Below are 21,177 nucleotides of genomic sequence, written 5' to 3'. Positions count from 1 at the left end.
TTTCGGTTCAGTTCGGTGGTGGAGAGATGGCGGGTGACGCGCCGACAGTCTTGCCGCCGGCGGTGATGACGGTCGCGGGACCCTTGCCGCCAGAGCGCATCGTGGGCGAGGACATCGCCGCGAACTTCTCGCGCTTGAGCCGCACCTGGATCATGTGCGGGCAGCGGTGGTCGTCGTAATAGAGTTCCTGACAGTGCATGCAGTAGATGCACTCATTGACGTTGATGTGACCCTCGGGATGGATCGATTGCACCGGGCATTCCTTGGCGCAGCGCTGACAGGGCGAGCCGCACTCTTCCCAGCGGCGCAGCCATTCGAAGGTCCGGATGCGGCCGGGAATGGCAAGCGCAGCGCCGAGCGGGCAGAGGTAGCGGCAGAAGAAGCGCTCGATGAAGAGGCCGATGACGAGCAGGGCGACGGCATAGGCGACGAACGGCCAGCTCCGCGAAAACTTCAGGATGATCGCGGTCTTGAACGGTTCGACCTCGGCGAACCGTTCGGCCATGTCGACCGAATAGAGCGACAGGCCGAACAGTCCGAGGAAGATGATGTACTTGATCGGCCACAGCCGCTCGTGGAGTCCCCACGGCACGGTGATTTGCGGCACCTTCAGCCATTTCGCGGCCGTGTTGGTGAGCTCCTGGAGCGCGCCGAAGGGACAAAGCCAGCCGCAGAACGGGCCGCGGCCCCAGAACAGAAGCCCGCCGGCCGTCGCGGCCCACAGGATGAAGATCAGGGGAGCGGCGAGGAAGAATTCCCAGCGGAAGCCCGTCACCAGCGCATTGCTGAAGGTGACGACGTTGACGACGGACAGCTGCGCGTTGGCGTACCAGCCAAGCCAGACCAGGACGAAAGCGAGATAGCCTCGTCGCACCCAGGTGTAGAATACCGGCCGACGCACGAGCAGGTTCTGAAAGAAGAAGATGCCGGTGAGGGCGGCCAGCATGAATGCGGTGATGCCGATCGACACGGTGCTCGACCGCCAGATCCGCATCCAGAGGGGCTCGTCTTCCTCCGCCGGCGGTGTGGCCGCAGCTTTTGCCTGCGAGACCGGAGGCGCCGCGCTCTCCGGCACCGTCACCGTGCGTTGCTCGCGGCGAATGTAGCTATCGGGTAGGGCGTAGCCGAGGTCGAAGGTCAGGAATGCCTTGTCGCGGCCGCCGAGGCTCCGCTGCACGAGCAGCTGAAGCTGCCACGGCTGGGTGGGATCCAAGGTGAACTCGGGCGGGGTGACGAACAGGCCGATTTCCTTGAACTCGGGCGTGCCGACCGCCTCCAATGCGCCAAGACGGGTGTGGTTACGGTCGCGAAAGCGGGTGCTGTTGCCGTCCTGCAGAATCTCGATGCGATCGAAGATGCCGCCGCGGACGTAGGCCGAGCCCTTGAAGGAGTAGGGACCGTTGCCTGCGACGACAATCGCCTGCTGTCCGGGCTTCAGGCCGTCCTTCAGCCGCCGATAGCCGTCATCGCCGAGCAGGCTGCGGCCGATCGTGGGCGCGCTCACGAGCGCGACGTAGAGGTCGATGAAGGTGTCGCCGGCGTCACCTGGCTCGGGATACTGGCTCGCCGCCGCGCTGCCGGATTTTGCAAAGGCATCGTTGATGTCGCCGATGCCAAGATGAAGCCGGCGTATCGAGCCGTCGCCGACGAGGCTTTCCCAGTCGCGCACCTCACTGCGTTCGAGATCGAGCGTCTTGATGACGGGGGGCAGGGCTGCCGAAGCCGCCGCGCCGTCGCCGCCGCCCACGCGACCGCTTCGGATGAGCTTGGACGCCGCGCGAACGATACTGTCGCCCATCACCAGCACGGTGACGGTTGCGCCGCTCACGATGTCGACCTGCGGCGGCTTCTCGGCGCCACTTGCGACAGGCTTCATGTCCTTGCCGATCAGCCCATTCACGGCCGCGACGATCCGCGCTTCCGGAATGCCGACCAGCACGATCGGCTCCTTGTGATCGACCAGCTTGATGCCGGTGATGACACCCTTGGGATCGATGCCGGCCAGCAGGTGAATCGGCTTGCCGGAATACCCGACGGAATTCGCGAAATCGGAGTTGAGGAACACAAATCCCTGCAGCTGATCGCCCCGGTAGACAGGTACGATCGGCGGATCACCTTGGGGCGGTCCGAAACGATCCGCGCCGGGGAAAAAGTCCGCAGGCGCGATCTTCGGCAGGTATGTCGGTAAGTCGGCCGCAGCGCAGGCGGGCGAAATATAAGTCAGACACACCAGCAGCAAGCCTGCGAGCGCCAGCGCTGCACGCCTTGCGAAGGTGGACTCTTCATGCGGTCGCTTCGACATGTCGGTCAAATGCCATCTGCGCGACCAACCGGGTCGCGCGTGCCTTGAGACTCTTCGTCGATGATTTGTCGCCGCTGACGTGCCACAGTCGTCGTGCGCGACTGCATCTGTCAAGCTAAAGTAGAATGATTGCGCATTCGCACAACCAAGTCACACATTTGCATCGGGAAACCCTCGCCATGCCATTCCTGCGCACTTCATTGCTCAGTGCTGAGCCCGCGGGTGTATTGGAGTCGATCGACGAGCTCTTTGCGCTAGGTCATGCAATGGAGCAGGAAGCGGCCAAAAAATACGATTCCCTTGCCCAAGAGATGCGCGAGCAGGGCAAAGATGATCTGGCGGAAGTGTTCACGCGGCTCGCCGCCGCCGAGCGCGAGCACGTGAACAGTGTGACGCAGTGGTCGCAATCGCGCCGAGGCAAGCGCCCGGATCCCGCCTTGGTGCGCTGGGAGGCGCCGGAAGCGCTGGCCCCGGAAGCTGCAGCCGAGATGAAGACATCGCGGCTGATGACGCCGTACCGCGCACTTGCCATGGCGGTCCGCAACGAGGAGCGGGCCTTCGCTTTCTGGTCATATCTGGCAGCCTATTCGCATGATCCAGAGGTCAAGAAGGCGTCCGAGGCGATGGCCCGGGAGGAACTGGGCCATGTCGCCACCCTCCGCAAGGAGAGACGCCGCGCTTATCATCACGAACACGACCGCAGCGGTGCCGAGGCATCGTCAGCGCCGGTGCGGCAAATTGATGCGCGAGAACTCGAGCTGCGCCTGGTCGCGCAGCTCGCCGAGATGGAACAAAGCCTGAGCGGACCAGAGGCAATCCGCATACGGGACATCCGCCAACAGGCCATCGGGATGGCCGACGCCGCCACCGGCCTCGGGAGCTTTCCAGCGTCGATGGGGAACAAAGGCCCATTGGAGGTCGCCGAGGCGCTCGTCGATGGTTATCTCGAAGGCGCCGAGCGGTCGAACGACGCTGCCGATCTCGAACGTTTGCAGCAGCTCGCCGAACGCGCGATCTCGCGACTGGCCTGGCTGCGATCGCTCGCGATGAATTAAAGGCAGCCCGCCGCTTACGGCGGGTTTCGCTGCGCCGTCTAGGCGGCGGCGTTCCGGCCCAAATTCCACCCGCGTCCATCTTCGCCGAAAATCTGGTGGCCGCTATCCGTCACAGCAACCGTATCCTCAAGCTTGATGAAGCCGCGCTTTGGATGCTTCATCGTGGTCTCGATTGAGATCACCATGCCGGCTTCGAGAGGGCGGCGGGCGTCGCTGTCGTCATAGGGAACCGGACCCGTTGCGGTCAGGCGAGGGGCCTCATGGCTGACGAGGCCCATACCGTGGGCGAGGAAATCCGTGCAGTCGCGTTGGGTGATCTGCGCAAGCTGGCGCTCGGCCGCAACATAGATGTCGCCGCCCATCGCGCCGGGCCTGACCGCAGCAAAGGCGGCTTGCTGGACCGCCTCGATCTCGGCCAGATAGTCCTTCAACTCGGCATCCGGCTCGCCCAGGACCGCCATGCGCGCGACGTCGCCGATATAGCCGAGGTAATTGCCACCCGAATCCAGCGACAACACCTCGCCTTGCTCCCAGCGCTGCGATGACGGCGCCCGATTATGGCTGCTGCCGCAGGCAAGCAGACAATACTCGAACGTCAGGCCGCGGTTGACTTCGGCAAGGCGCAACGCCTCCGACAATTGCTGTTTGGTCGTACCCCGACCGTGACCCCAGATCACTGCCAACATGGATGCAATGACGAGCTCGGACGCCGTCTTCAACTTCGCCAATTCCTCCCTCGATTTGACTGCCCGCAGCCGCTCCAGCACCAACACTGCGTCCCCGAGCTCGGCGCCGGGCAGGGCGTCGGCCAGCGCCTTTCCTGCATCCATCGGCATAAACGGCATCTCCACCCCGACCCGCTTCCAGGGCACGCCCGCCTGACGGATCAGCTCTGAGGCGCGCAGAACGGCGTCCATCGAACCATTCGATTCGGTCCGGACCAGCGGCACCCAAGGTGGCGCGACAGTGCGCTGGTGGGTTTCCAGCCGATGCCCGACATAGATCGACTTCTCCGGAGCGCCCTTGGCATAGACCAGCACTGGCAGATAGCGGCTGACGCCCAAGGCATCCATGTAGTCGAAGAAGATCGCCCGTTCGGCCCCCAGCAGGTATTGCACGTTGTGCTTGGACGTCGCGATCAGGACGTCGAGGCCTGCCGCCTCCATGAGACGGTCGAGCTTGGCAGTATCGAACGGAATGGCGCGCGAGGCGGCACGAGCAACAGTTTCCTGCATGGCGGACCTCCGGGTCGCCGCTGATCTGATCTGTCCTGGATGTCTGCGACCTCGGAGTTAACTGCCGGACGGTCGGTTAGCTCCTGATGTGGCTGGAAGGAGGGCCCAGGCAGCTGGCCGATCGATTCATCCCACGCCTAATCCGTAATTCGCATAAGGTATATTATGGAATATATTTATATACAATCAGATCAGATATTTAGGCGACTTTCCTGCCATGGCGCCTTCGCTTGTGCTGGTTTTTCGCACCGAGCCTCGCGCCTCGTCCCGGTCGTCGGCGGCTACTGTGCATGGGGTTGTTTTTCAGATTTTGAATCGGCCCGATGCCTCCGAAAGCCGATATTGCCGTGACCTTGTCCGGCTGCAATAAGCGAGGCTTCCGCGAGATCGCAGATGACCTTCTGACCTGACGTCCGTATAGGTTTGCATCTCAGAACAACAACAAACTTTCCGAGGAAGCAGACCCATGGTCTTTTCGACGCGCTTTTCCCGACGCACGCTTCTCAAGGCCTCCGCCGCGACCGCGGTCCTGGGCGGCCTCGGCGCGCCCCATGTGGCCCGCGCCCAGAGTGCCGAGTTCACCTACAAATACGCCAATAATCTGCCCGACACCCATCCGTTGAACGTCCGCGCCAAGGAGATGGCGGCGGCGATCAAGAGCGAGACCAACGGCAAGTTTGACCTCCAGATCTTCCCGAACAACCAGCTTGGGTCCGACACCGACATGCTGAGCCAGATCCGCTCCGGCGGCGTCGAGTTCTTCACGCTGTCCGGCCTGATCCTGTCGACCCTGGTGCCGGCCGCGTCCATCAACGGCATCGGCTTCGCGTTCCCGGACTACGACACGGTCTGGAAGGCCATGGACGGCGACCTCGGCGCCCATGTCCGCGGCGAGATCAAGAAGGCCGGCCTCGAGGTCATGGACAAGATCTGGGACAACGGCTTCCGCCAGACCACGTCGTCGAGCAAGCCGATCACCGGTCCCGACGACCTCAAGGGTTTCAAGATCCGCGTGCCGGTGTCGCCGCTGTGGACCTCGATGTTCAAGGCGTTCGACGCGGCGCCCGCCTCGATCAATTTCAGCGAAGTGTATTCGGCGCTGCAGACCAAGATCGTCGAAGGCCAGGAGAACCCGCTGGCGATCATCTCGACCGCCAAGCTCTACGAGGTCCAGAAATACTGCTCGCTGACCAACCACATGTGGGATGGCTTCTGGTTCCTGGCGAACCGCAGGGCCTGGGAAAAGCTGCCGCAGGACGTGCGCACCATCGTCGCCAAGAACATCAACGCCGCTGCGGTCAAGGAGCGTGAGGATACCGCCAAGCTCAATGCCAATTTGCAGCAGGAGCTCGCGGGCAAAGGCCTGACCTTCAACCAGCCCGCCGTGGCGCCGTTCCGCGACAAGCTGCGCACCGCCGGCTTCTATGCCGAGTGGAAGGGCAAGTATGGCGATCAGGCCTGGGACCTCCTGGAGAAGGCCGTCGGCAAGCTGTCGTAACGCGTTGGGGCCATCATGGCTCATATCGAGGTCGAGGTGACCGCAGTGGTGGGCGAGGCGGCGTTGCAGTCCCCTCGCCGACCTTCGTTGCTGACTTCGGTCGAGCGCGCGCTCGGTCTCCTCGTCGAAATCCCGGCGGCGATCCTGGTCGTCGCCGAGATCGTGATCCTGTTTGCCGGCGTGGTCGCGCGCTACGGCCTGCACCGGCCGCTGATCTGGTCGGACGAGCTCGCCTCGATCCTGTTCCTCTGGCTCGCCATGCTGGGCGCGGCGGTTGCGTTCCGCCGATCCGAGCACATGCGCATGACCGCGGTCGTCGCCAGCGCGCGGCCGGCCATGCGGGCCTATCTCGATCTGGTCGCAACCTGTGCAGCCCTGGCGTTCCTGGCCCTGATCGTCTGGCCCGCCTGCGACTACGCCTATGAGGAAAGCTACATCACGACGCCGGCGCTGCAGATCTCCAACATGTGGCGCGCCGCCGCGCTGCCGGCCGGCATCGGCCTGATGGCGGCCTTTGCCTTGCTGCGGCTGATGCGCGCCGCCGATTGGCGGATGGTCGCGAAGGCCGTCGCCACCGTTGCCGTCGTGATCGGGCTGTTCTGGCTGGCGGAGCCGTCGCTGCGGCCGCTCGGCAATCTCAACCTCGTCATCTTCTTCGTCGGCGTCGCCGGCTTCTGCGTCTTCGCCGGCGTTCCCATTGCGTTTGGCTTTGGCCTTGCGATCTTCGGCTATCTTGCACTGACCACGCGCACGCCTGTCATGGTGCTGGTCGGGCGGATGGACGAGGGCATGAGCCACCTCATCCTGCTCTCGGTGCCGCTGTTCGTCTTCCTCGGGCTGCTGATCGAGATGACCGGCATGGCGCGCGCCATGGTGGCGTTCCTGGCGAGCCTGCTCGGCCATGTCCGCGGCGGCCTGCATTACGTGCTGGTCGGCGCCATGTACCTGGTCTCGGGCATATCAGGCGCCAAGGCCGCGGACATGGCGGCCGTCGCGCCCGTGCTGTTTCCGGAGATGAAGCAGCGCGGCGCCAAGCCCGGCGATCTCGTCGCGCTGCTGGCGGCGACCGGCGCCCAGACCGAGACGATTCCGCCGAGCCTCGTGCTGATCACGATCGGCTCGGTCACCGGCGTGTCGATCGCCGCCCTATTCACCGGCGGTCTTCTGCCCGGCGTCGTGCTCGCGTTCACGCTCTGCATGCTGGTGTGGTGGCGCTACCGCCACGAGGACATGAGCCATGTCCGCCGCGCCACGGGTAGCGAGATCGGCAAGACCTTCGTCGTCGCCCTGCCCGCGCTCGCGCTGCCCTTCGTGATCCGCTACGCCGTGGTCGAGGGCATCGCCACCGCGACCGAGGTTTCCACCATCGGCATCGTCTATGGCGCGATCGTCGGCCTCCTCGTCTATCGCCGCTTCGACTGGCGGCGGCTGCTTCCAATGCTGGTCGAGACGGCCGCGCTGTCGGGCGCCATTCTGCTGATCATCGGCACGGCGACCGGCATGGCCTGGGGGTTGACGCAATCCGGCTTCTCGCGCTCGCTGGCCGCCGCCATGACCGGATTGCCGGGCGGAGCTGCGACCTTCATCGCCGTCTCGATCCTGGCCTTCACGATCCTCGGCAGCGTGCTGGAGGGCATCCCGGCGATCGTGCTGTTCGGACCGCTGCTGTTTCCGATCGCCCGCGCTGTTGGGGTGCACGAGGTGCACTACGCCATGGTGATCATCCTCGCCATGGGCATCGGACTATTCGCGCCGCCCTTCGGCGTCGGCTATTATGCCGCCTGCGCCATCGGACGCGTCGATCCGGCGGAGGGTATCCGGCCGATCTGGGGTTATCTGCTGGCGCTGCTGGTGGGATTGATCATCGTCGCGATCTTCCCCTGGATCTCGATCGGATTCCTTTGAGACGTTTGACGGAGGGTGTCGATGAGTGAGCGGCAGAACCAGTACAATATCGGCCTCGACAAGACGCCCGCCAACTACGTGCCGCTGAGCCCCCTAAGCTTCCTCGCGCGCAGCGCCGCCGTCTATCCCGATCATGTCAGCACGGTCTATGAGGGACGCAGCTTCACGTGGGCGCAGACCTATGAGCGCTGCAGGCGCTTTGCGTCCTGGCTTGCGCGCAAGGGCATCGGCGTCGGCGACACCGTAGCAGCGATGCTGCCGAACATCCCGGCTATGAACGAGGCGCATTTCGCGGTGCCCATGACCGGCGCCGTGCTCAACGCGCTCAACATCCGCCTCGATGCGCCATCGATCGCGTTTCAGCTCGACCATGGCGGCGCGAAAATCATCCTGGTCGATCCCGAGTTTTCGGGTGTCATCACCGACGCGCTGGCGCAGATGACAGGCCCTCGGCCGTTCGTGGTCGACGTCGACGACGCATCGTTCAAGGGCGGCAGCCGCATCGGTGAGATCGAGTATGAGGCGGCGGTCGCGCAAGGCGATCCCGCTTTCACGGCGATCCCGCCGAGCGATGAATGGGACGCGATCGCGCTGAGCTACACCTCGGGCACCACGGGCAATCCCAAGGGTGTCGTCACCCATCATCGCGGCGCGTATCTCAACGCCGTCAGCAACATCCTCGCCGGCAATCTCGGCCAGCATCCGGTCTATCTCTGGACGCTGCCGATGTTCCACTGCAACGGATGGTGCTTCCCCTGGACCATCGCGGCCGCGGCCGGCATCAATGTCTGCCTGCGCAAGGTCGAGCCGACCAGGATCTTCGAGCTGATCAAGCGCCATGGCGTCACCCACATGTGCGGCGCGCCGATCGTCTACAACACGCTGATCAACGCGCCCGACGCGCCCAAAGGCAATGCGGCCCGCCGCGTCGTCGGCCTGATCGCCGGCGCCGCGCCGCCCGTCGCGGTGCTCGAGGGCGCCGAGAGCATCGGCATCAAGCTGACACATGTCTATGGCCTGACCGAGGTCTACGGCCCCGCCTCCGTCTGCGCCGAGCAGCCCGGCTGGGACGAGCTTCCGCCCGCCGAGCGCGCGCGCATGAACCGCCGGCAGGGCGTGCCCTACCCGCTCGAGGAAGGCGTCACCGTCATCAACCCGCAGACCATGCAGGAGGTGCCGCGCGACGGCGAGACCATCGGCGAGGTCATGTTCCGCGGCAACATCGTGATGAAGGGCTATCTCAAGAACGAGAAGGCGACCAAGGAAGCGTTCGAGGGCGGCTGGTTTCACACCGGCGATCTCGGCGTGCTCGACGAGCATGGCTACGTCATCATCAAGGATCGTTCCAAGGACATCATCATCTCCGGCGGCGAGAACATCTCCTCCGTCGAGGTCGAGGACATTCTCTACAAGCACCCGGCCGTGCTGTTCGCCGCCGTGGTCGCAAAGCCCGATCCGAAATGGGGCGAAGTGCCCTGCGCCTTCGTCGAGCTGAAGGACGGCGCCAGCGCCAGCGAAGCCGACATCATCGCGTTCTGCCGCTCGCACATGAGTGGCTTCAAGACGCCGAAGGCCGTCGTGTTCGGACCGATCCCGAAGACGTCCACGGGCAAGATCCAGAAATTCCTGCTGCGCAACGAAGTGGGATCCGCGAAGGCGATTACGGCCTGAGGTCGTTCGGTCGTAGAAACATTTGGAAACATAAGCCGCGTGTTCGCGGCAAGCCTGCGTCGTCCGACATCGATTGCGCGGCTTTGACGACATCGCGACACGCCAGGAAAAGATTGGAAAGCGTTAGAGACGCATTTACGATTCCACTTCACCGGATTCGCTGATTCCAGATGATTCGCCGTGCGGGCTGCACGGCTGGCGACCGGCGCGGTTGGGGCGCTTCATGCGGTTGGTGTCGTGAGCACGGACGTGCGTGTGCGTCTGGCGCTGCTGCTATCGGTGGCCTGGCTGCTGCTGCCGGACGCGGCCGCTGCGCAAGCCACGCGCGAGTTCGGCGCATTCGCGGGCACGCAAGGGTTTGGCCCCGGCAGTCCGAATGCCCCAGCAGGGTTCAACAGTTTCTCGGCCGCAGCATTTGGCGGACCGCAGCCGGCAGGTTTCCCGGGAGCTTCGTTCGGCAATGGCGGCGGAGGCGGCGTGCAGTCGGCCTATGGCTGGAATGCCGAACCGCCCGGACTTGCCAGCGCGGCACGCTTCGACATGCGGCAGGCCTTCGGCGGCGGCGCCGATCGCGTCCCGCAGGCCGAGACGGCACAGGCGACATTTCTTGCGATGACGCAGTTCACGCAGACCCTGCTCGATCCTGCCATCGACGGGCGCGGCATCGGGCCCGCCGAGGTCGATGCGGAGCTTACGGCCTACGCCGATATCGGAAACGAGCGGACGCATGGCGGCATCGGACGCGAAGCCTATGGGGCGCTGTATGGCAAGCCCTCGCTCGCGGCCCCGCAATGGCGGGTCTGGGCTGCCGGCTTTGGCGGTTCGCAGATGTCGACCGGCGGCAACGGATCAGCCACTCGGAGTTTTGGCACGGTCGCCGGCGCGGATTATTCGCTCTCGCCGCAGACGCGGATCGGCTTTGCCCTCGCCGGCGGCGGCACCGGCTTTGCCAGCAATTTCTCGAGCGGCCGCTCCGACCTGTTCCAGGCCGGCGGCTTCGTCAGGCACTCGGCTGGGTCGGCCTATGTCACGACCGCGCTCGCTTACGGCTGGCAGGCCATCACCGGCGACTATCAGGTCACGCCGGCCGGCACCGACCAGCTCAACACGGCGGTCAACGCCCATGCCTATTCCGGCCGCCTCGAAGGCGGTTATCGTTTGGCCACGCGCTGGCTTGGCATCACGCCCTATGCGGGTGCACAGATCACCAATTTCCGCCTGCCCTCAGACACGCCGCAGCCCGCCTCCGTGGCCGACAGATTCCCGACGGCGGCCGGCAGCAACAGCTTCACCGACAGCCGCACCGAGCTCGGTCTGCGCGCGAGCACCTCCGTTCTGCTGTTCGGCAGCCTGATCAGCCTGCGCGGACGGCTCGCCTGGGCCCGTGATTTCAGCGCGGGACAGTCGATTCCAGCGGCGTTCCAGTCGTTGCCGGGCCAGCGGCTCGTCACAGGCGGCGTGTCATTGGCGCCGAACGCAGCGCTGGCAGGCGTTGCGGTCGAGCTTCGCGATTTGAACGGCTGGTCTGCCGTTGCGAACTTCGACAGCGAAGTGTCGGACCTGGTGCGCTCTTACACCGGCAGGGCCACGCTACGTTACGCCTGGTGACCCTGCCCTACGATCAAGTGACCGATTTCCGCCGGCGCCGGAAAGACGCCGGACGAAAAGCGGCTCGTCCTCACATCTTCTTGTAGGCGTCGACGATGACCTGACCGTCGGCGCCAGCCTTCTTGAGCCAGTCGGCCGTGAGCTGTTCGCCGATCTTCTGGAAGCCGGCCTTGAGCGCCGGGCTCGGCGGCTCGACGTTCATGCCTTTCGCCTTGAGCTGGTCGAGGTACCAGGTGCTCTTGTCCTGCCAGGCCTTCCAGCCGCGGGTTTCCGCCGTTGCCGCCGCCTTGAGGATGGCCTCCTGGGTCGGCTTGTCGAGCGCATCGAACGCGGCCTTGTTGACGAAGGTGTAGTCCTTGGGAATCCAGGCCTGCACGTCGTAGAAATACTTCAGCGACTCCCAGGCCTTCGCGTCGTAGCCGGTGCCGCCCGACGACATGAAGGAATTCACGACGCCGGTCGCAAGCGCCTGCGGCAGTTCGGCGGCCTGGATCGTGACCGATTGCGCCCCGACCAGCTCGCCGATGCGCGCCGTCCCTACGTTGTAGGCCCGCCATTTCAGGCCCTTCATGTCCTCGATGGAGGCGAGCGGCTTGTTGACATAGACGCCTTGCGGCGCCCACGGCACCACGAACAGCAGCTTGAGACCCTGCGCATCGAGCTTCTTGGCGATCGCGGGCTTGGATGCCTGATAAAGCTTCATCGCGTCCGGGAAGCTGGTCGCGAGGAACGGCACGACGTCGACGCCGAACAGCGGATCCTCGTTCTCGTGGATCGAGAGCAGCACCTCGCCCATCTGCGCCTGCCCGGTCACCACCGCGCGCTTGATGTCGGGTGCCTTGAACAGCGAGGCGCCGGGATGAACCGTGATCTGAAGTTTTCCGGACGTCGCGGCTTCCACGTCCTTGGCGAAGGCGACCAGGTTTTCGGAGTGCGGATTATCCGCAGGATACGCGGCCGGCAGATTCCATTTGGTTTGGGCCAAAGCGGGCGTTGTGGCCAGCATGGCGCCGGCAATCAGACCTGCGCGAACTAAACGAGACTTCATCGGACTTCTCCTCACGGTCGAATTGAAAGCGTGGCGTGATCAATCTGGAAAGGCAAGCTTCGGCAGGAACATCACGATCTGCGGATACTCGGTGATGATGAACACGGCGGCCAGCAACAGCACGAAGAACGGAAACGCCGCCCGCGCGACCGTCAACGTATCGCGACCGCTCATGTTCTGCAGCACGAAGAGATTGAACCCGACGGGCGGCGTGATCTGCGCCATCTCAACATGGATGATGAGATAGACGCCGAACCAGACCAGATCGAGCCCGGCCTGCTTGACCATCGGCAGCACGATGACGGCAGTGAGGACGATCATCGAGATGCCGTCGATCAGGCATCCGAGGATGATGTACATGATGCTCAGATACAGCGCGAGCATGCCGGGCGTGAGCTCCTGCCCCTGCACCCAGGTGGCGAGCGCCGCGGGGATACCCGTATAGGCCATCGCCGCAGTGGTATAGGCCGCGCCGGCCAGGATCAGCATGATCATGCACGTCAAGCGCGTTGCGCTCATGATGCTCTCAAACAGGGTCTTGCGCGTCAGCGTGCCGCTCCACCACGCCAGCAGCAAAGCGCCCGACACACCCCACGCAGCGCATTCCGTCGCCGTCGCGAAGCCCAGCACGAGTGACAGGAAGACCGCGAGGATCAGCAGCAGACACGGTGCGAGCTTGGCGGATTGCCGCAGCTTCTCCCGGAACGGCATCGGCGGGTCGCGCGGCGGGATCTTCTTCGGGTTCAGCAGCGACCAGATGATGATGTAGCCCGAATAGAGCACGACCACGAGCAGGCCCGGCAGGAAGCCGCCGAGGAAGACTTGAAGCACCGAGACGTTGGCCGTGACGGCATAGACGACCATCGGAATTGATGGCGGAATCAGCAGGCCGAGGGTGCCGGAGCCCGCCAGCGAGCCCAGGCTCAGGCCCTTGTCGTAGCCGCGCTTGTCGAGCTCGGGCAGCGCGATCTTGCCGATCGTTGCGCAGGTCGCGGCCGACGAGCCCGAGACCGCCGCGAAGATTCCGCAGCCGATCACGTTGACATGGGTCAGGCGCCCGGGCAGCCACTGAACCCAGGGCGACAGGCCACGGAACATCTCTTCCGACAATTTGGTGCGGAAGAGGATCTCGCCCATCCAGATGAACAGCGGCAGCGCGGCCAGTGTCCACGACGAGCTGGCGCTCCAGGTGGTGGTGGCGAGCACGGCGCCGAGCGGCAGGCTGGTGGTCAGTGCCATCGCCACGAAGCCGACGAGCCCGAGCGAGACGGCGATCCAGACGCCGCTTCCCAGCAGCAGGATCATGACGCCGAGCAGGACGAATGACAGCTCGATCATGCCGAGATTGGCCACGGTCAACCTCCGCCGCCTTGCGAGATGCGTTCGACGAATTCTTCCGGCGTCTCGTCCGGCGAGCCCCTCTCGTAGGTGGGCCGGTTACCGCCGATGACATTGACCATCTCGTCGATCAGCGCGATCGACAGGATCGCAAGACCACCGGCGAAACCGAGCTGCGGAATCCAGAGCGGAAGCGCGACGACGCCCTGCGCCACATCGTTGAAGCGCCAGGAATCGTACGTCATCTGCACGGCATAGCGGGTGAAATAGAGGACGAAGGCGGTCGCGATCCCGAGTGCTACGATCTCCGCGATCCACTTGGTCCGCCCGCGCAGCCGTTCGAGCAGAAGGCCGACACGGATCATCTCTCCGCGCTTGAAGGTATGCGCAAGGCCGAGGAAAGCCAGCGCGGCCATGCACCAGGAGGCGAAATCATCACCTGCGGGGATGTTGATCGCAAATTGGCGCCCGACCGACATGATCATCATGATTGCAAAGATCGCAACCAGGAAGACGCCGGCGGCGTAGCCTGCCCCGAGATAAAGGAGATCGAGCGCGCGGCGCACTGGTCCCCCGGCCTTTACGTCGTTCCCTGCCACACCATCCCCATCATCGCACGAGGCGATTCAGCCGGCCCGGCGATCGCATGTCGCTCGCCGCCGATCCGCCTGAATATCGCCCCTGGCCAACCGCCTGTCTTTCAGACGTTAGATCAACATGATGCAGCCGGTGCAAGCAAGGACTATGCCTGCTCGCGACGGAATTTCTACCGCAGGTTCAATGCGTCTCCAGCCGCAGCCCGTCAAAGGCGGGCACGATGCCCGCGGGCAACGATTGCCGGATCACCTCGTAGTCGACGTCGGCCGTCATGTTGGTGATGACCGCGCGCTTCGGCTTGAACCGCTCGATCCAGGACAGCGCGTCGTTGATGCTGAAATGGCTGACATGGCTGGTGTAGCGCAGGCCGTCGACGATCCAGAGGTCGAGGTTTTCCAGGGCGCCCCAGCTCTCGCGCGGGATGTCGTTGAGATCGGGTGTGTAGGCGGCATCCCCGATCCGATAGCCCAGCGCGGGTATGGCGCCATGCTGCACCAGGAAGGCCGTCATCGTCACGGCGCCTCCCTTCCCCAGGATGGTCTGGCTTTCGCCCGCCTCGATTGAATGCCGCGTCAGGATCGGCGGGTAGTCGCTGCCCTCCGGCGAAATGAAGCAGTAGGAGAAGCGCGCCAGGATATCCTTGGCCGTCGACTGGTTGAGATAGGTCGGGATCCGGCGGCGCATGTGCATCACGACCGGGCGCAGATCGTCCATGCCGTGGGTCTGGTCGGCGTGCTCATGCGTCAGGAACACCGCGTCGATGTGATCGACATTGGTCGAGAGCAATTGCTCGCGCAGGTCCGGCGAGGTGTCGATCAGGATGCGCGTGGTGCCATGCTCGGAGATCCGTTCGACCAGCAGCGAGCAGCGCCGGCGGCGGTTTTTGGGATTGTCGGGATCGCAGGCGCCCCAGCCGAGCGCCGGACGCGGCACGCCGGCGGAGGAGCCGCAACCCAGGATCGTCAGCGTCAGCGTCATGCGGTTTCCAGTTTCAAGCCTTCACCTTCGAGAACAGGCGGAAGAAGTTTTCGCTGGTCTGGCGCGAGATTTCGTCGAACGACACCCCGCGCGTCTCTGCCAGCACCTTTGCGACCTCCACCACATAGGCAGGCTCGTTGCGTTTGCCGCGGAACTTGCCCGGCGCAAGATAGGGCGAGTCCGTTTCGACCAGGATACGATCGGCCGGCAGTTCGGCCGCGAGCGCGCGCAACGCTTCCGACTTCTTGAAGGTCAGGATGCCCGTGAAACCGATATAGAGCCCGAGCGACACCGCCTTCAGCGCCAGCTCGCGCCCGCCCGTGTAACAATGCAGCACGGCGCGAAACGATCCGCGTCCCGCCTCCTCTTCCAGGATGCGGGCGCAGTCCTCGTCGGCTTCGCGGGTGTGGATCACGAGCGGCAGGCCGGTGGCGCGGGCCGCGGCGATGTGGGCGCGAAAGCCCCTCGCCTGCGCTTCCGGCGAGCCGTTGTCGTAGAAATAGTCGAGCCCGGCCTCGCCGAGCGCGACGACTTTGGGATGCTCCGTGAGCGCGATCAGCTCGTCCGGTGCGATGCCGTCCTCCTCGTCCGCGTTGTGTGGATGGGTGCCGACCGAGCAGTAGACGTCGTCATAGCGCTCCGCGATCGCGAGCAGGCCCTCCAGCTTTCGCACCCGCGTCGAGATCGTGACCATGCGCCCGATGCCGGCCGCGCGTGCCCGCGACACGATCCCGTCGAGATCTTCCGCAAAGTCCGGAAAATCCAGATGGCAGTGGCTGTCGACCAGCATCGCGAGCGCCTTCAGGCCGCCGGCTCGATGTAGCGCGGGAACGCCGGCGTCGGCGCCGGCAGCGTCGAGCCCGGCGCGATCCGCTTGGCCCCGCCGAGCATGGCAAAGCTGCGCTCGCCCTCGGGGATACCAAGAGAGTCGAGCAGCTTGTTGGATGCGGCCGGCATCGCGGGCTGAGCCAGGATCGCGATCTGGCGCACGACTTCAGCGGTGACGTAGAGCACCGTCTTCTGCCTGGCCGGATCGGTCTTGGCGAGCGCCCACGGCGCCTCGCCCGCGAAATAACGGTTGGCCTCCGCGACCACGGCCCAGACGGCGTTGAGCCAATGATGGATCTGCTGCGTCGCCATCGCCTCACGTGACGCGGCGATCATGCCGTCGGCCATCGCCAGGATCGCCTTGTCGCTGTCGCTGAATTCGCCGGGCTCGGGCAACACACCGCCGAGCTGCTTGGCGATCATCGACAGCGAGCGTTGGGCGAGGTTACCGAGATCATTGGCCAGGTCGGCATTGATGCGCGCGACGATGGCCTCGTGGTTGTAATTGCCATCCTGCCCGAACGGCACTTCGCGCAGGAAGAAATAGCGCATCTGGTCGACGCCGTACTGGTCGGCAAGGTTGAAGGGATCGACGACGTTGCCGACCGACTTCGACATCTTCTCGCCCCTGTTGAACAGGAAGCCGTGGGCATAGACCCGCTTCGGCAGCGGAATCCCGGCCGACAGGAGGAACGCCGGCCAATACACCGCGTGGAAACGGATGATGTCCTTGCCGATGATGTGCACGTCGGCCGGCCAGTAACGCCAGTTCTTGTCGCTCTCGTCGGGGAAGCCGACGCCGGTGATGTAGTTGGTCAGCGCATCGACCCAGACATACATCACATGCTCTTCGTCGCCGGGCACCTTCACGCCCCAGTCGAACGTGGTGCGCGAGATCGAGAGATCGCGCAGGCCACCCTTGACGAAGCTCACCACCTCGTTGCGGCGCGAGTCCGGGCCGATGAAATCGGGGTGATCCGCGTACAGCTCGAGCAGCTTGTCCTGGTACGCCGACAGGCGGAAGAAATAGCTCTTCTCCTCAACCCATTCGACCGGCGTGCCCTGCGGTCCGAGCCGAACGCCATCGTCATTGAGACGCGTCTCGTCCTCGGCGTAATAGGCCTCATCGCGCACCGAGTACCAGCCGGCATAGGTGTCGGCATAGATGTCGCCATTCGCCTCCATGCGCCGCCAGATCTCCTGGCTGGAGCGATGATGCTGCTCTTCGGTGGTGCGGATGAAGCGATCGAACGATACGTTCAGACGCTCGTCCATCTCCTTGAAGCGGCCGGCATTGCGGGTTGCGAGGGCTGCTGCGGACATGCCCTCGCCGGCCGCCGTCTGCACCATCTTCTGGCCGTGCTCGTCGGTGCCGGTCAGGAAGAACACGTCCTTGCCGTCGAGCCGCGCAAAGCGCGCCAGCACGTCGGTCGCGATCGCCTCATAGGCGTGGCCAATATGCGGGCTGCCGTTGGGATAGGCGATCGCGGTCGTGACGTAGAAGACGTTGTCGCGCGCGGGGGCGGCAACGGGCGCGGCAGGCTTCGGTGCAGCTACGGGCGCTGAGGCTTGCGGAGCCGCCGCGGGCTTCGGCGCGCGCGGCGCCTTCGGCTTGACAGCCTTCGGCGGCGCGACGACGGGCGCAGGCGCTGCGATCACAGCGGGCGGCGTCACTCTGGCCTTCTTGGCCACTTTCCTCGCCGGAGTCTTGGTCGGCTTCTTGGCTGGTTTCTTGGTTGGCTTTTTGACCGCTTTCTTAACCGCCTTCGAGGCGACGGCCTGCTTCTTCGCGGACTTCTTGCCGGCCTTCTTTGATGCCTTCGCGGCGCTCTTCTTCACGCCCTTCTTGGCGGCAGCCTTCTTCGACTTCGCGGCCTTCTTGACGGCCTTGGCAGCTTTGCGCGCACGCGCCTTCACCGCCGTCTTTGCGGCCTTCTTCGCAGCCTTCTTGCGGCTCTTGCCTTTAGCTGTTTTCTTAGCTCGCGTTGCCACGACGAATTCCTTTACCGGCTTCTCAAAATTGGAAACGAGCCTGCGTCAGGCCGTTGTTTGCACATGATCCCGTCGGAAAACCGCTGCGCACCTTTCCGGATCATGCTTTAGCGCGTTGCGTCCGCCAGCCAGCCGAACACCGAGAAAACCAAGGGCTTGCGCTCCAGATTGTAGGTTTCGGTGTCGCGCGCGGCGCGGACGATCTTTTCCCATACCTCAGCTAGCCGCGCAAGGCGCGGCAGGTTCTGGTTGGCATTGGCCTCGTCCGCGTGCAGGCGTTCCGCGATCCAGCGATCGATGCCGTCGATGAAGGCGGCGAGCGCGACGCGGTCGCTGGTGCCAAGCGAATCGCCTAGCGTGTGCAACTCGCGCGGATCCACCTGCGGCAGGCGCGCCAGCAGTGCGGCCGTGCGTTGCTGAAGCTTCAGCGCGTCGCCGCCGAGCAGCGTCAGGGCCCGTGCAACGCTTCCCTCGGAGGCCTCCGCCGCCTCGCGCAGCGCGGGGTCTTTCGGATCGAGCTCGGCGGCCGAAGCTGCGGCACTGATCACGTCGTCCGTCGCGAGCGGCCGCAGGCGCAGCTTGCGGCAACGCGACTGGATGGTGGCGAGCACGCGCGCGGGTGCGTGGCTCACCAGCAGGAACAGCGATTGCTGCGGCGGCTCCTCGAGAATTTTCAGAAGCGCGTTGGCGGCGTTCGGATTGAGCTCGTCGACGGTGTCGACGATGCAGACACGCCAGCCTTCGGCCGCCGCGGTCGAGCCGAAGAAACCAATCGTCTCGCGCGTCTCGTCCACGGTGATCACGGTGCGCATCACGCCGCGGTCGTTGGCAGTACGCTCCAGCGTCAAGAGGCCGCCATGCGAGCTCGCCGCGACCTGGCGCGCCACGGCGTCATCAGGATCGATCGCAAGGTCTTCGGCCCGCTGCACGGCATTCGCGAGCGGCTGGCCGTGAGCGAGCACGAAGCGCGCCATGCGATAGGCCAGCGTCGCCTTGCCGATCCCTTGCGGCCCGCCGATCAGCCAGGCATGCGGGATCCGCCCACTGCGATAGGCCGTCAGCAGTGCCGTCTCGGCCTCGCGATGGCCGAACAGACGGCTGGTCTCGCGCGGATGCGGAATGGCGCTTTCGCGCTCGGTCGGACGCCGGCTCATGCGGAAACCACCGAGGCCGGTGTGGGCAGGAGACGATCGCGCAGCGCCGCCCAGACCCGGGCCGCGACCGTGTCAGGGTCGGAATTGGCGTCGATCAGCACGCAGCGCGCTGGATCCTGCGCGGCGATCTTGCGATAAGCCTCGCGCAGACCCTGGTGGAAGCTGAGTTTCTCGCCCTCGAACCTGTCGGGCGTGCCGTTGCCGCGGCGCGCGGCGGCGCGCTGCAAGCCGATCTCGACCGGCAAATCGAGGATGATGGTGAGATCCGGCTTGAGATCGCCAATCGTGACCCGCTGCATCGCGTTGATCAGCCCTTCAGGCACGCGGCCGAGGCTGCCCTGATAGGCCCGCGTCGAGTCCGCGAACCGGTCGCACAGCACCCAGGTGCCCTGGTTCAGCGCAGGCAGGATCACGGTACGGACATGGTCATCGCGCGCGGCGGCAAACAGCAGCGTCTCCGCCTCGGGACCGAGCAGCCTGCCCATGCCCGACAGCACCAGATGACGCATGATCTCGGCGCCCGGCGAGCCGCCCGGCTCACGGGTGACGCGGATGCGGAGCTTGGCGGCCTTGAGGCGGTCGGCGAGCTTCTTGATCTGGGTCGACTTGCCGGTGCCCTCGCCGCCTTCAAAGGTGATGAAGCGTCCGCGTCCGGACGGCCGCTGTCCCGCGCTCTCACTCATGATCAGAGCTTCTCGGCGCCTGCGCGGAACATGCCGATCACGAGCTCGCTGGCGCCGTCGATCGCGCGTCGCACGGTCGAGCCGGTGCCGATCGCTTCGGCCGCGTAGACCGGCGTCTCCACCGCGATGTTGCCGCTGCGCCAGACCCTGACCACGCCGACCTGCTGGCCGGCCTCGATCGGCGCTCGTACCGGACCGCTATAGACAACGCGCGCGATCAGCTTGTCGCTGCCGTTCTTGTGCACCATCACCTTCACCGGCGTCTTGGCGACGAGCTTGACCGAGCGGCTCTCGCCGCCGAACACCTTGGCGTAACCGACAGGCTGGTCGGTCGCGATCAGCGTACGGGTCTCGAAATTGCGAAAACCCCATTCCAGCATCTTCTTGGCTTCCGTGGCGCGATCCTCGGGGTCTTCCAGCCCGTTGACGACGACGATCAGCCGCGTTCCGTTCTGCACGGCCGAGCCGACCATGCCGTAGCCGCCTTCCTTGGTGTAGCCGGTCTTGAGGCCGTCGGCGCCTTCCATCGAATTGAGCAGCGGATTGCGGTTGGGCTGGCGGATCTTGTTCCAGGTGTACTCCTTCTCGCCGAACAGTTTGTAGAACTCCGGGAAGTCCAGGATGATGTGCCGGGCGAGCATGCCGAGCTCGCGCACCGTCATCTTGTTGGCGGGATCGGGCAGCCCGTTGGAATTGCCGAAGGTCGATCTGGTCATGCCAAGCTCGCGGGCGCGCTTGGTCATGAAGTCGGCCGCGAAGATCTTCTCGTTGCCGGCCATGGCCTCGGCGAGCGCGATGCAGGCATCGTTGCCGCTCTGGATGATCGCGCCGTGCAGGAGATCGTCGACCGAGACCTTGCTGTTGATGGCGGCAAACATGGTCGAGCCGCCCGAGGGCGCACCGCCCCGCCGCCACGCGTTCTCGCTGATCCGATACTCGTCGGTCAGCTTGATGTCGCCCTTCTTGATGGCGTTGAAGACGACCTCAGCCGTCATCAACTTCATCATGCTGGAAGGCGCGCGCAGCTCGTCGGCGTTCTTCTCGAACAGCACGCTGCCCGAGGAGGCTTCGATCAGGATCGCGGTCGGAGCATCGCCGTCGAAGCCGGCATCCTCCGTTTTCTTGGCGCCCTGGATGCTCTGGTTGGCGGCGAGAAGCGTCCCGCTCCAGCCGATGCCGACAACCAGAATTGCAGCGACCAGCCCGCGCGCCAGCGTTCCGGCGGTGAGCCGGTTGCGACCAAGCAAAGGAAGACGAAATGCCATGGCGAAGCCCTGAGAGAGGC

General features: G+C 64.8%; 16 protein-coding genes. 5 read left to right on the top strand and 11 right to left on the bottom strand.

Annotated elements, in window-relative coordinates; all coding sequences use genetic code 11:
• Positions 1-7: 7 nt before the first annotated feature.
• Entirely contained in the window at positions 8-2,302 is a 2,295-nt protein-coding gene (locus AC0WRY_RS17525; protein ID WP_491120135.1) for a 4Fe-4S binding protein, read from the bottom strand.
• A 179-nt stretch (positions 2,303-2,481) separates the two neighbouring features.
• Between AC0WRY_RS17525 and AC0WRY_RS17520 the strand changes: the two genes are divergently transcribed.
• Positions 2,482-3,357: a ferritin-like domain-containing protein gene (locus tag AC0WRY_RS17520; protein WP_491120133.1), complete on the top strand. Its 876-nt coding sequence runs from the start codon at positions 2,482-2,484 to the stop codon at positions 3,355-3,357.
• 38 nt (positions 3,358-3,395) lie between these two features.
• On the opposite strand, the gene AC0WRY_RS17515 is transcribed toward AC0WRY_RS17520, so the two are convergent.
• A complete protein-coding gene (locus AC0WRY_RS17515) occupies positions 3,396-4,592 on the bottom strand; it encodes a M24 family metallopeptidase (RefSeq protein ID WP_491120131.1) in 1,197 nt (398 codons plus the stop codon).
• Between the two features lie 466 nt (positions 4,593-5,058).
• On the opposite strand from AC0WRY_RS17515, the gene AC0WRY_RS17510 reads away from it, so the two are divergent.
• From AC0WRY_RS17510 to AC0WRY_RS17495, 4 genes are all read left to right on the top strand, one after another.
• Entirely contained in the window at positions 5,059-6,090 is a 1,032-nt protein-coding gene (locus tag AC0WRY_RS17510; RefSeq protein WP_194402081.1) for a TRAP transporter substrate-binding protein, read from the top strand.
• A gap of 15 nt (positions 6,091-6,105) precedes the next feature.
• A complete protein-coding gene (locus AC0WRY_RS17505; RefSeq protein WP_491120129.1) occupies positions 6,106-7,995 on the top strand; it encodes a TRAP transporter large permease in 1,890 nt (629 codons plus the stop codon).
• 21 nt (positions 7,996-8,016) lie between these two features.
• Positions 8,017-9,666 (top strand): acyl-CoA synthetase, encoded by a 1,650-nt coding sequence (locus tag AC0WRY_RS17500; protein WP_491120127.1) that lies wholly within the window; start codon positions 8,017-8,019, stop codon positions 9,664-9,666.
• Between the two features lie 249 nt (positions 9,667-9,915).
• Positions 9,916-11,274, top strand: a complete 1,359-nt coding sequence (locus AC0WRY_RS17495; RefSeq protein ID WP_491120125.1) for an autotransporter outer membrane beta-barrel domain-containing protein — start codon at positions 9,916-9,918, stop codon at positions 11,272-11,274.
• Positions 11,275-11,344: 70 nt separating this feature from the next.
• Here the strand turns inward: AC0WRY_RS17495 and AC0WRY_RS17490 are convergent, their stop codons facing one another.
• The 9 genes from AC0WRY_RS17490 to AC0WRY_RS17450 all read right to left on the bottom strand — a co-directional run bounded on the left by AC0WRY_RS17490 (position 11,345) and on the right by AC0WRY_RS17450 (position 21,157).
• The gene (locus AC0WRY_RS17490; protein WP_491120123.1) at positions 11,345-12,322 is read right to left on the bottom strand and encodes a TRAP transporter substrate-binding protein; all 978 of its coding nucleotides are present in this window, start codon (positions 12,320-12,322) and stop codon (positions 11,345-11,347) included.
• A 39-nt stretch (positions 12,323-12,361) separates the two neighbouring features.
• Positions 12,362-13,675: a TRAP transporter large permease gene (locus tag AC0WRY_RS17485; protein ID WP_194402076.1), complete on the bottom strand. Its 1,314-nt coding sequence runs from the start codon at positions 13,673-13,675 to the stop codon at positions 12,362-12,364.
• Between the two features lie 2 nt (positions 13,676-13,677).
• Positions 13,678-14,259: a TRAP transporter small permease gene (locus AC0WRY_RS17480; protein WP_194402075.1), complete on the bottom strand. Its 582-nt coding sequence runs from the start codon at positions 14,257-14,259 to the stop codon at positions 13,678-13,680.
• A gap of 178 nt (positions 14,260-14,437) precedes the next feature.
• Entirely contained in the window at positions 14,438-15,235 is a 798-nt protein-coding gene (locus AC0WRY_RS17475) for an MBL fold metallo-hydrolase (protein ID WP_491120121.1), read from the bottom strand.
• A gap of 13 nt (positions 15,236-15,248) precedes the next feature.
• Positions 15,249-16,025, bottom strand: coding sequence for a TatD family hydrolase (locus AC0WRY_RS17470; RefSeq protein ID WP_491120119.1), 777 nt, complete (start codon positions 16,023-16,025; stop codon positions 15,249-15,251).
• Positions 16,026-16,036: 11 nt separating this feature from the next.
• Positions 16,037-18,055: a methionine--tRNA ligase gene (gene metG / locus AC0WRY_RS17465; RefSeq protein WP_491120117.1), complete on the bottom strand. Its 2,019-nt coding sequence runs from the start codon at positions 18,053-18,055 to the stop codon at positions 16,037-16,039.
• A gap of 107 nt (positions 18,056-18,162) precedes the next feature.
• The gene (locus AC0WRY_RS17460; RefSeq protein WP_194402071.1) at positions 18,163-19,209 is read right to left on the bottom strand and encodes a DNA polymerase III subunit delta'; all 1,047 of its coding nucleotides are present in this window, start codon (positions 19,207-19,209) and stop codon (positions 18,163-18,165) included.
• On the bottom strand, positions 19,206-19,892 hold the full coding sequence (gene tmk / locus AC0WRY_RS17455; protein ID WP_194402070.1) for a dTMP kinase: 687 nt from the start codon (positions 19,890-19,892) through the stop codon (positions 19,206-19,208). The genes AC0WRY_RS17460 and tmk overlap by 4 nt, the downstream gene beginning before the upstream one ends.
• Positions 19,893-19,894: 2 nt before the next feature.
• Positions 19,895-21,157, bottom strand: a complete 1,263-nt coding sequence (locus tag AC0WRY_RS17450) for a D-alanyl-D-alanine carboxypeptidase family protein (protein ID WP_491120114.1) — start codon at positions 21,155-21,157, stop codon at positions 19,895-19,897.
• Positions 21,158-21,177: the final 20 nt, after the last annotated feature.

It is taken from the genome of Bradyrhizobium sp. T-12 (assembly GCF_058314695.1).
This window is presented reverse-complemented; position numbering and strand designations above follow the sequence as displayed.

Excerpts from the sequence above, each read along its gene's own strand:
- AC0WRY_RS17490 (WP_491120123.1), bottom strand. The coding sequence starts at position 12,322 with ATGAAGTCTCGTTTAGTTCGCGCAGGTCTGATTGCCGGCGCCATGCTG.
- tmk (WP_194402070.1), bottom strand. The coding sequence starts at position 19,892 with ATGAGTGAGAGCGCGGGACAGCGGCCGTCCGGACGCGGACGCTTCATC.
- AC0WRY_RS17470 (WP_491120119.1), bottom strand. The coding sequence starts at position 16,025 with ATGCTGGTCGACAGCCACTGCCATCTGGATTTTCCGGACTTTGCGGAA.
- AC0WRY_RS17525 (WP_491120135.1), bottom strand. The coding sequence starts at position 2,302 with ATGTCGAAGCGACCGCATGAAGAGTCCACCTTCGCAAGGCGTGCAGCG.
- AC0WRY_RS17475 (WP_491120121.1), bottom strand. The coding sequence starts at position 15,235 with ATGACGCTGACGCTGACGATCCTGGGTTGCGGCTCCTCCGCCGGCGTG.
- AC0WRY_RS17500 (WP_491120127.1), top strand. The coding sequence starts at position 8,017 with ATGAGTGAGCGGCAGAACCAGTACAATATCGGCCTCGACAAGACGCCC.
- AC0WRY_RS17460 (WP_194402071.1), bottom strand. The coding sequence starts at position 19,209 with ATGAGCCGGCGTCCGACCGAGCGCGAAAGCGCCATTCCGCATCCGCGC.
- AC0WRY_RS17505 (WP_491120129.1), top strand. The coding sequence starts at position 6,106 with ATGGCTCATATCGAGGTCGAGGTGACCGCAGTGGTGGGCGAGGCGGCG.
- AC0WRY_RS17450 (WP_491120114.1), bottom strand. The coding sequence starts at position 21,157 with ATGGCATTTCGTCTTCCTTTGCTTGGTCGCAACCGGCTCACCGCCGGA.
- AC0WRY_RS17515 (WP_491120131.1), bottom strand. The coding sequence starts at position 4,592 with ATGCAGGAAACTGTTGCTCGTGCCGCCTCGCGCGCCATTCCGTTCGAT.
- AC0WRY_RS17510 (WP_194402081.1), top strand. The coding sequence starts at position 5,059 with ATGGTCTTTTCGACGCGCTTTTCCCGACGCACGCTTCTCAAGGCCTCC.
- AC0WRY_RS17520 (WP_491120133.1), top strand. The coding sequence starts at position 2,482 with ATGCCATTCCTGCGCACTTCATTGCTCAGTGCTGAGCCCGCGGGTGTA.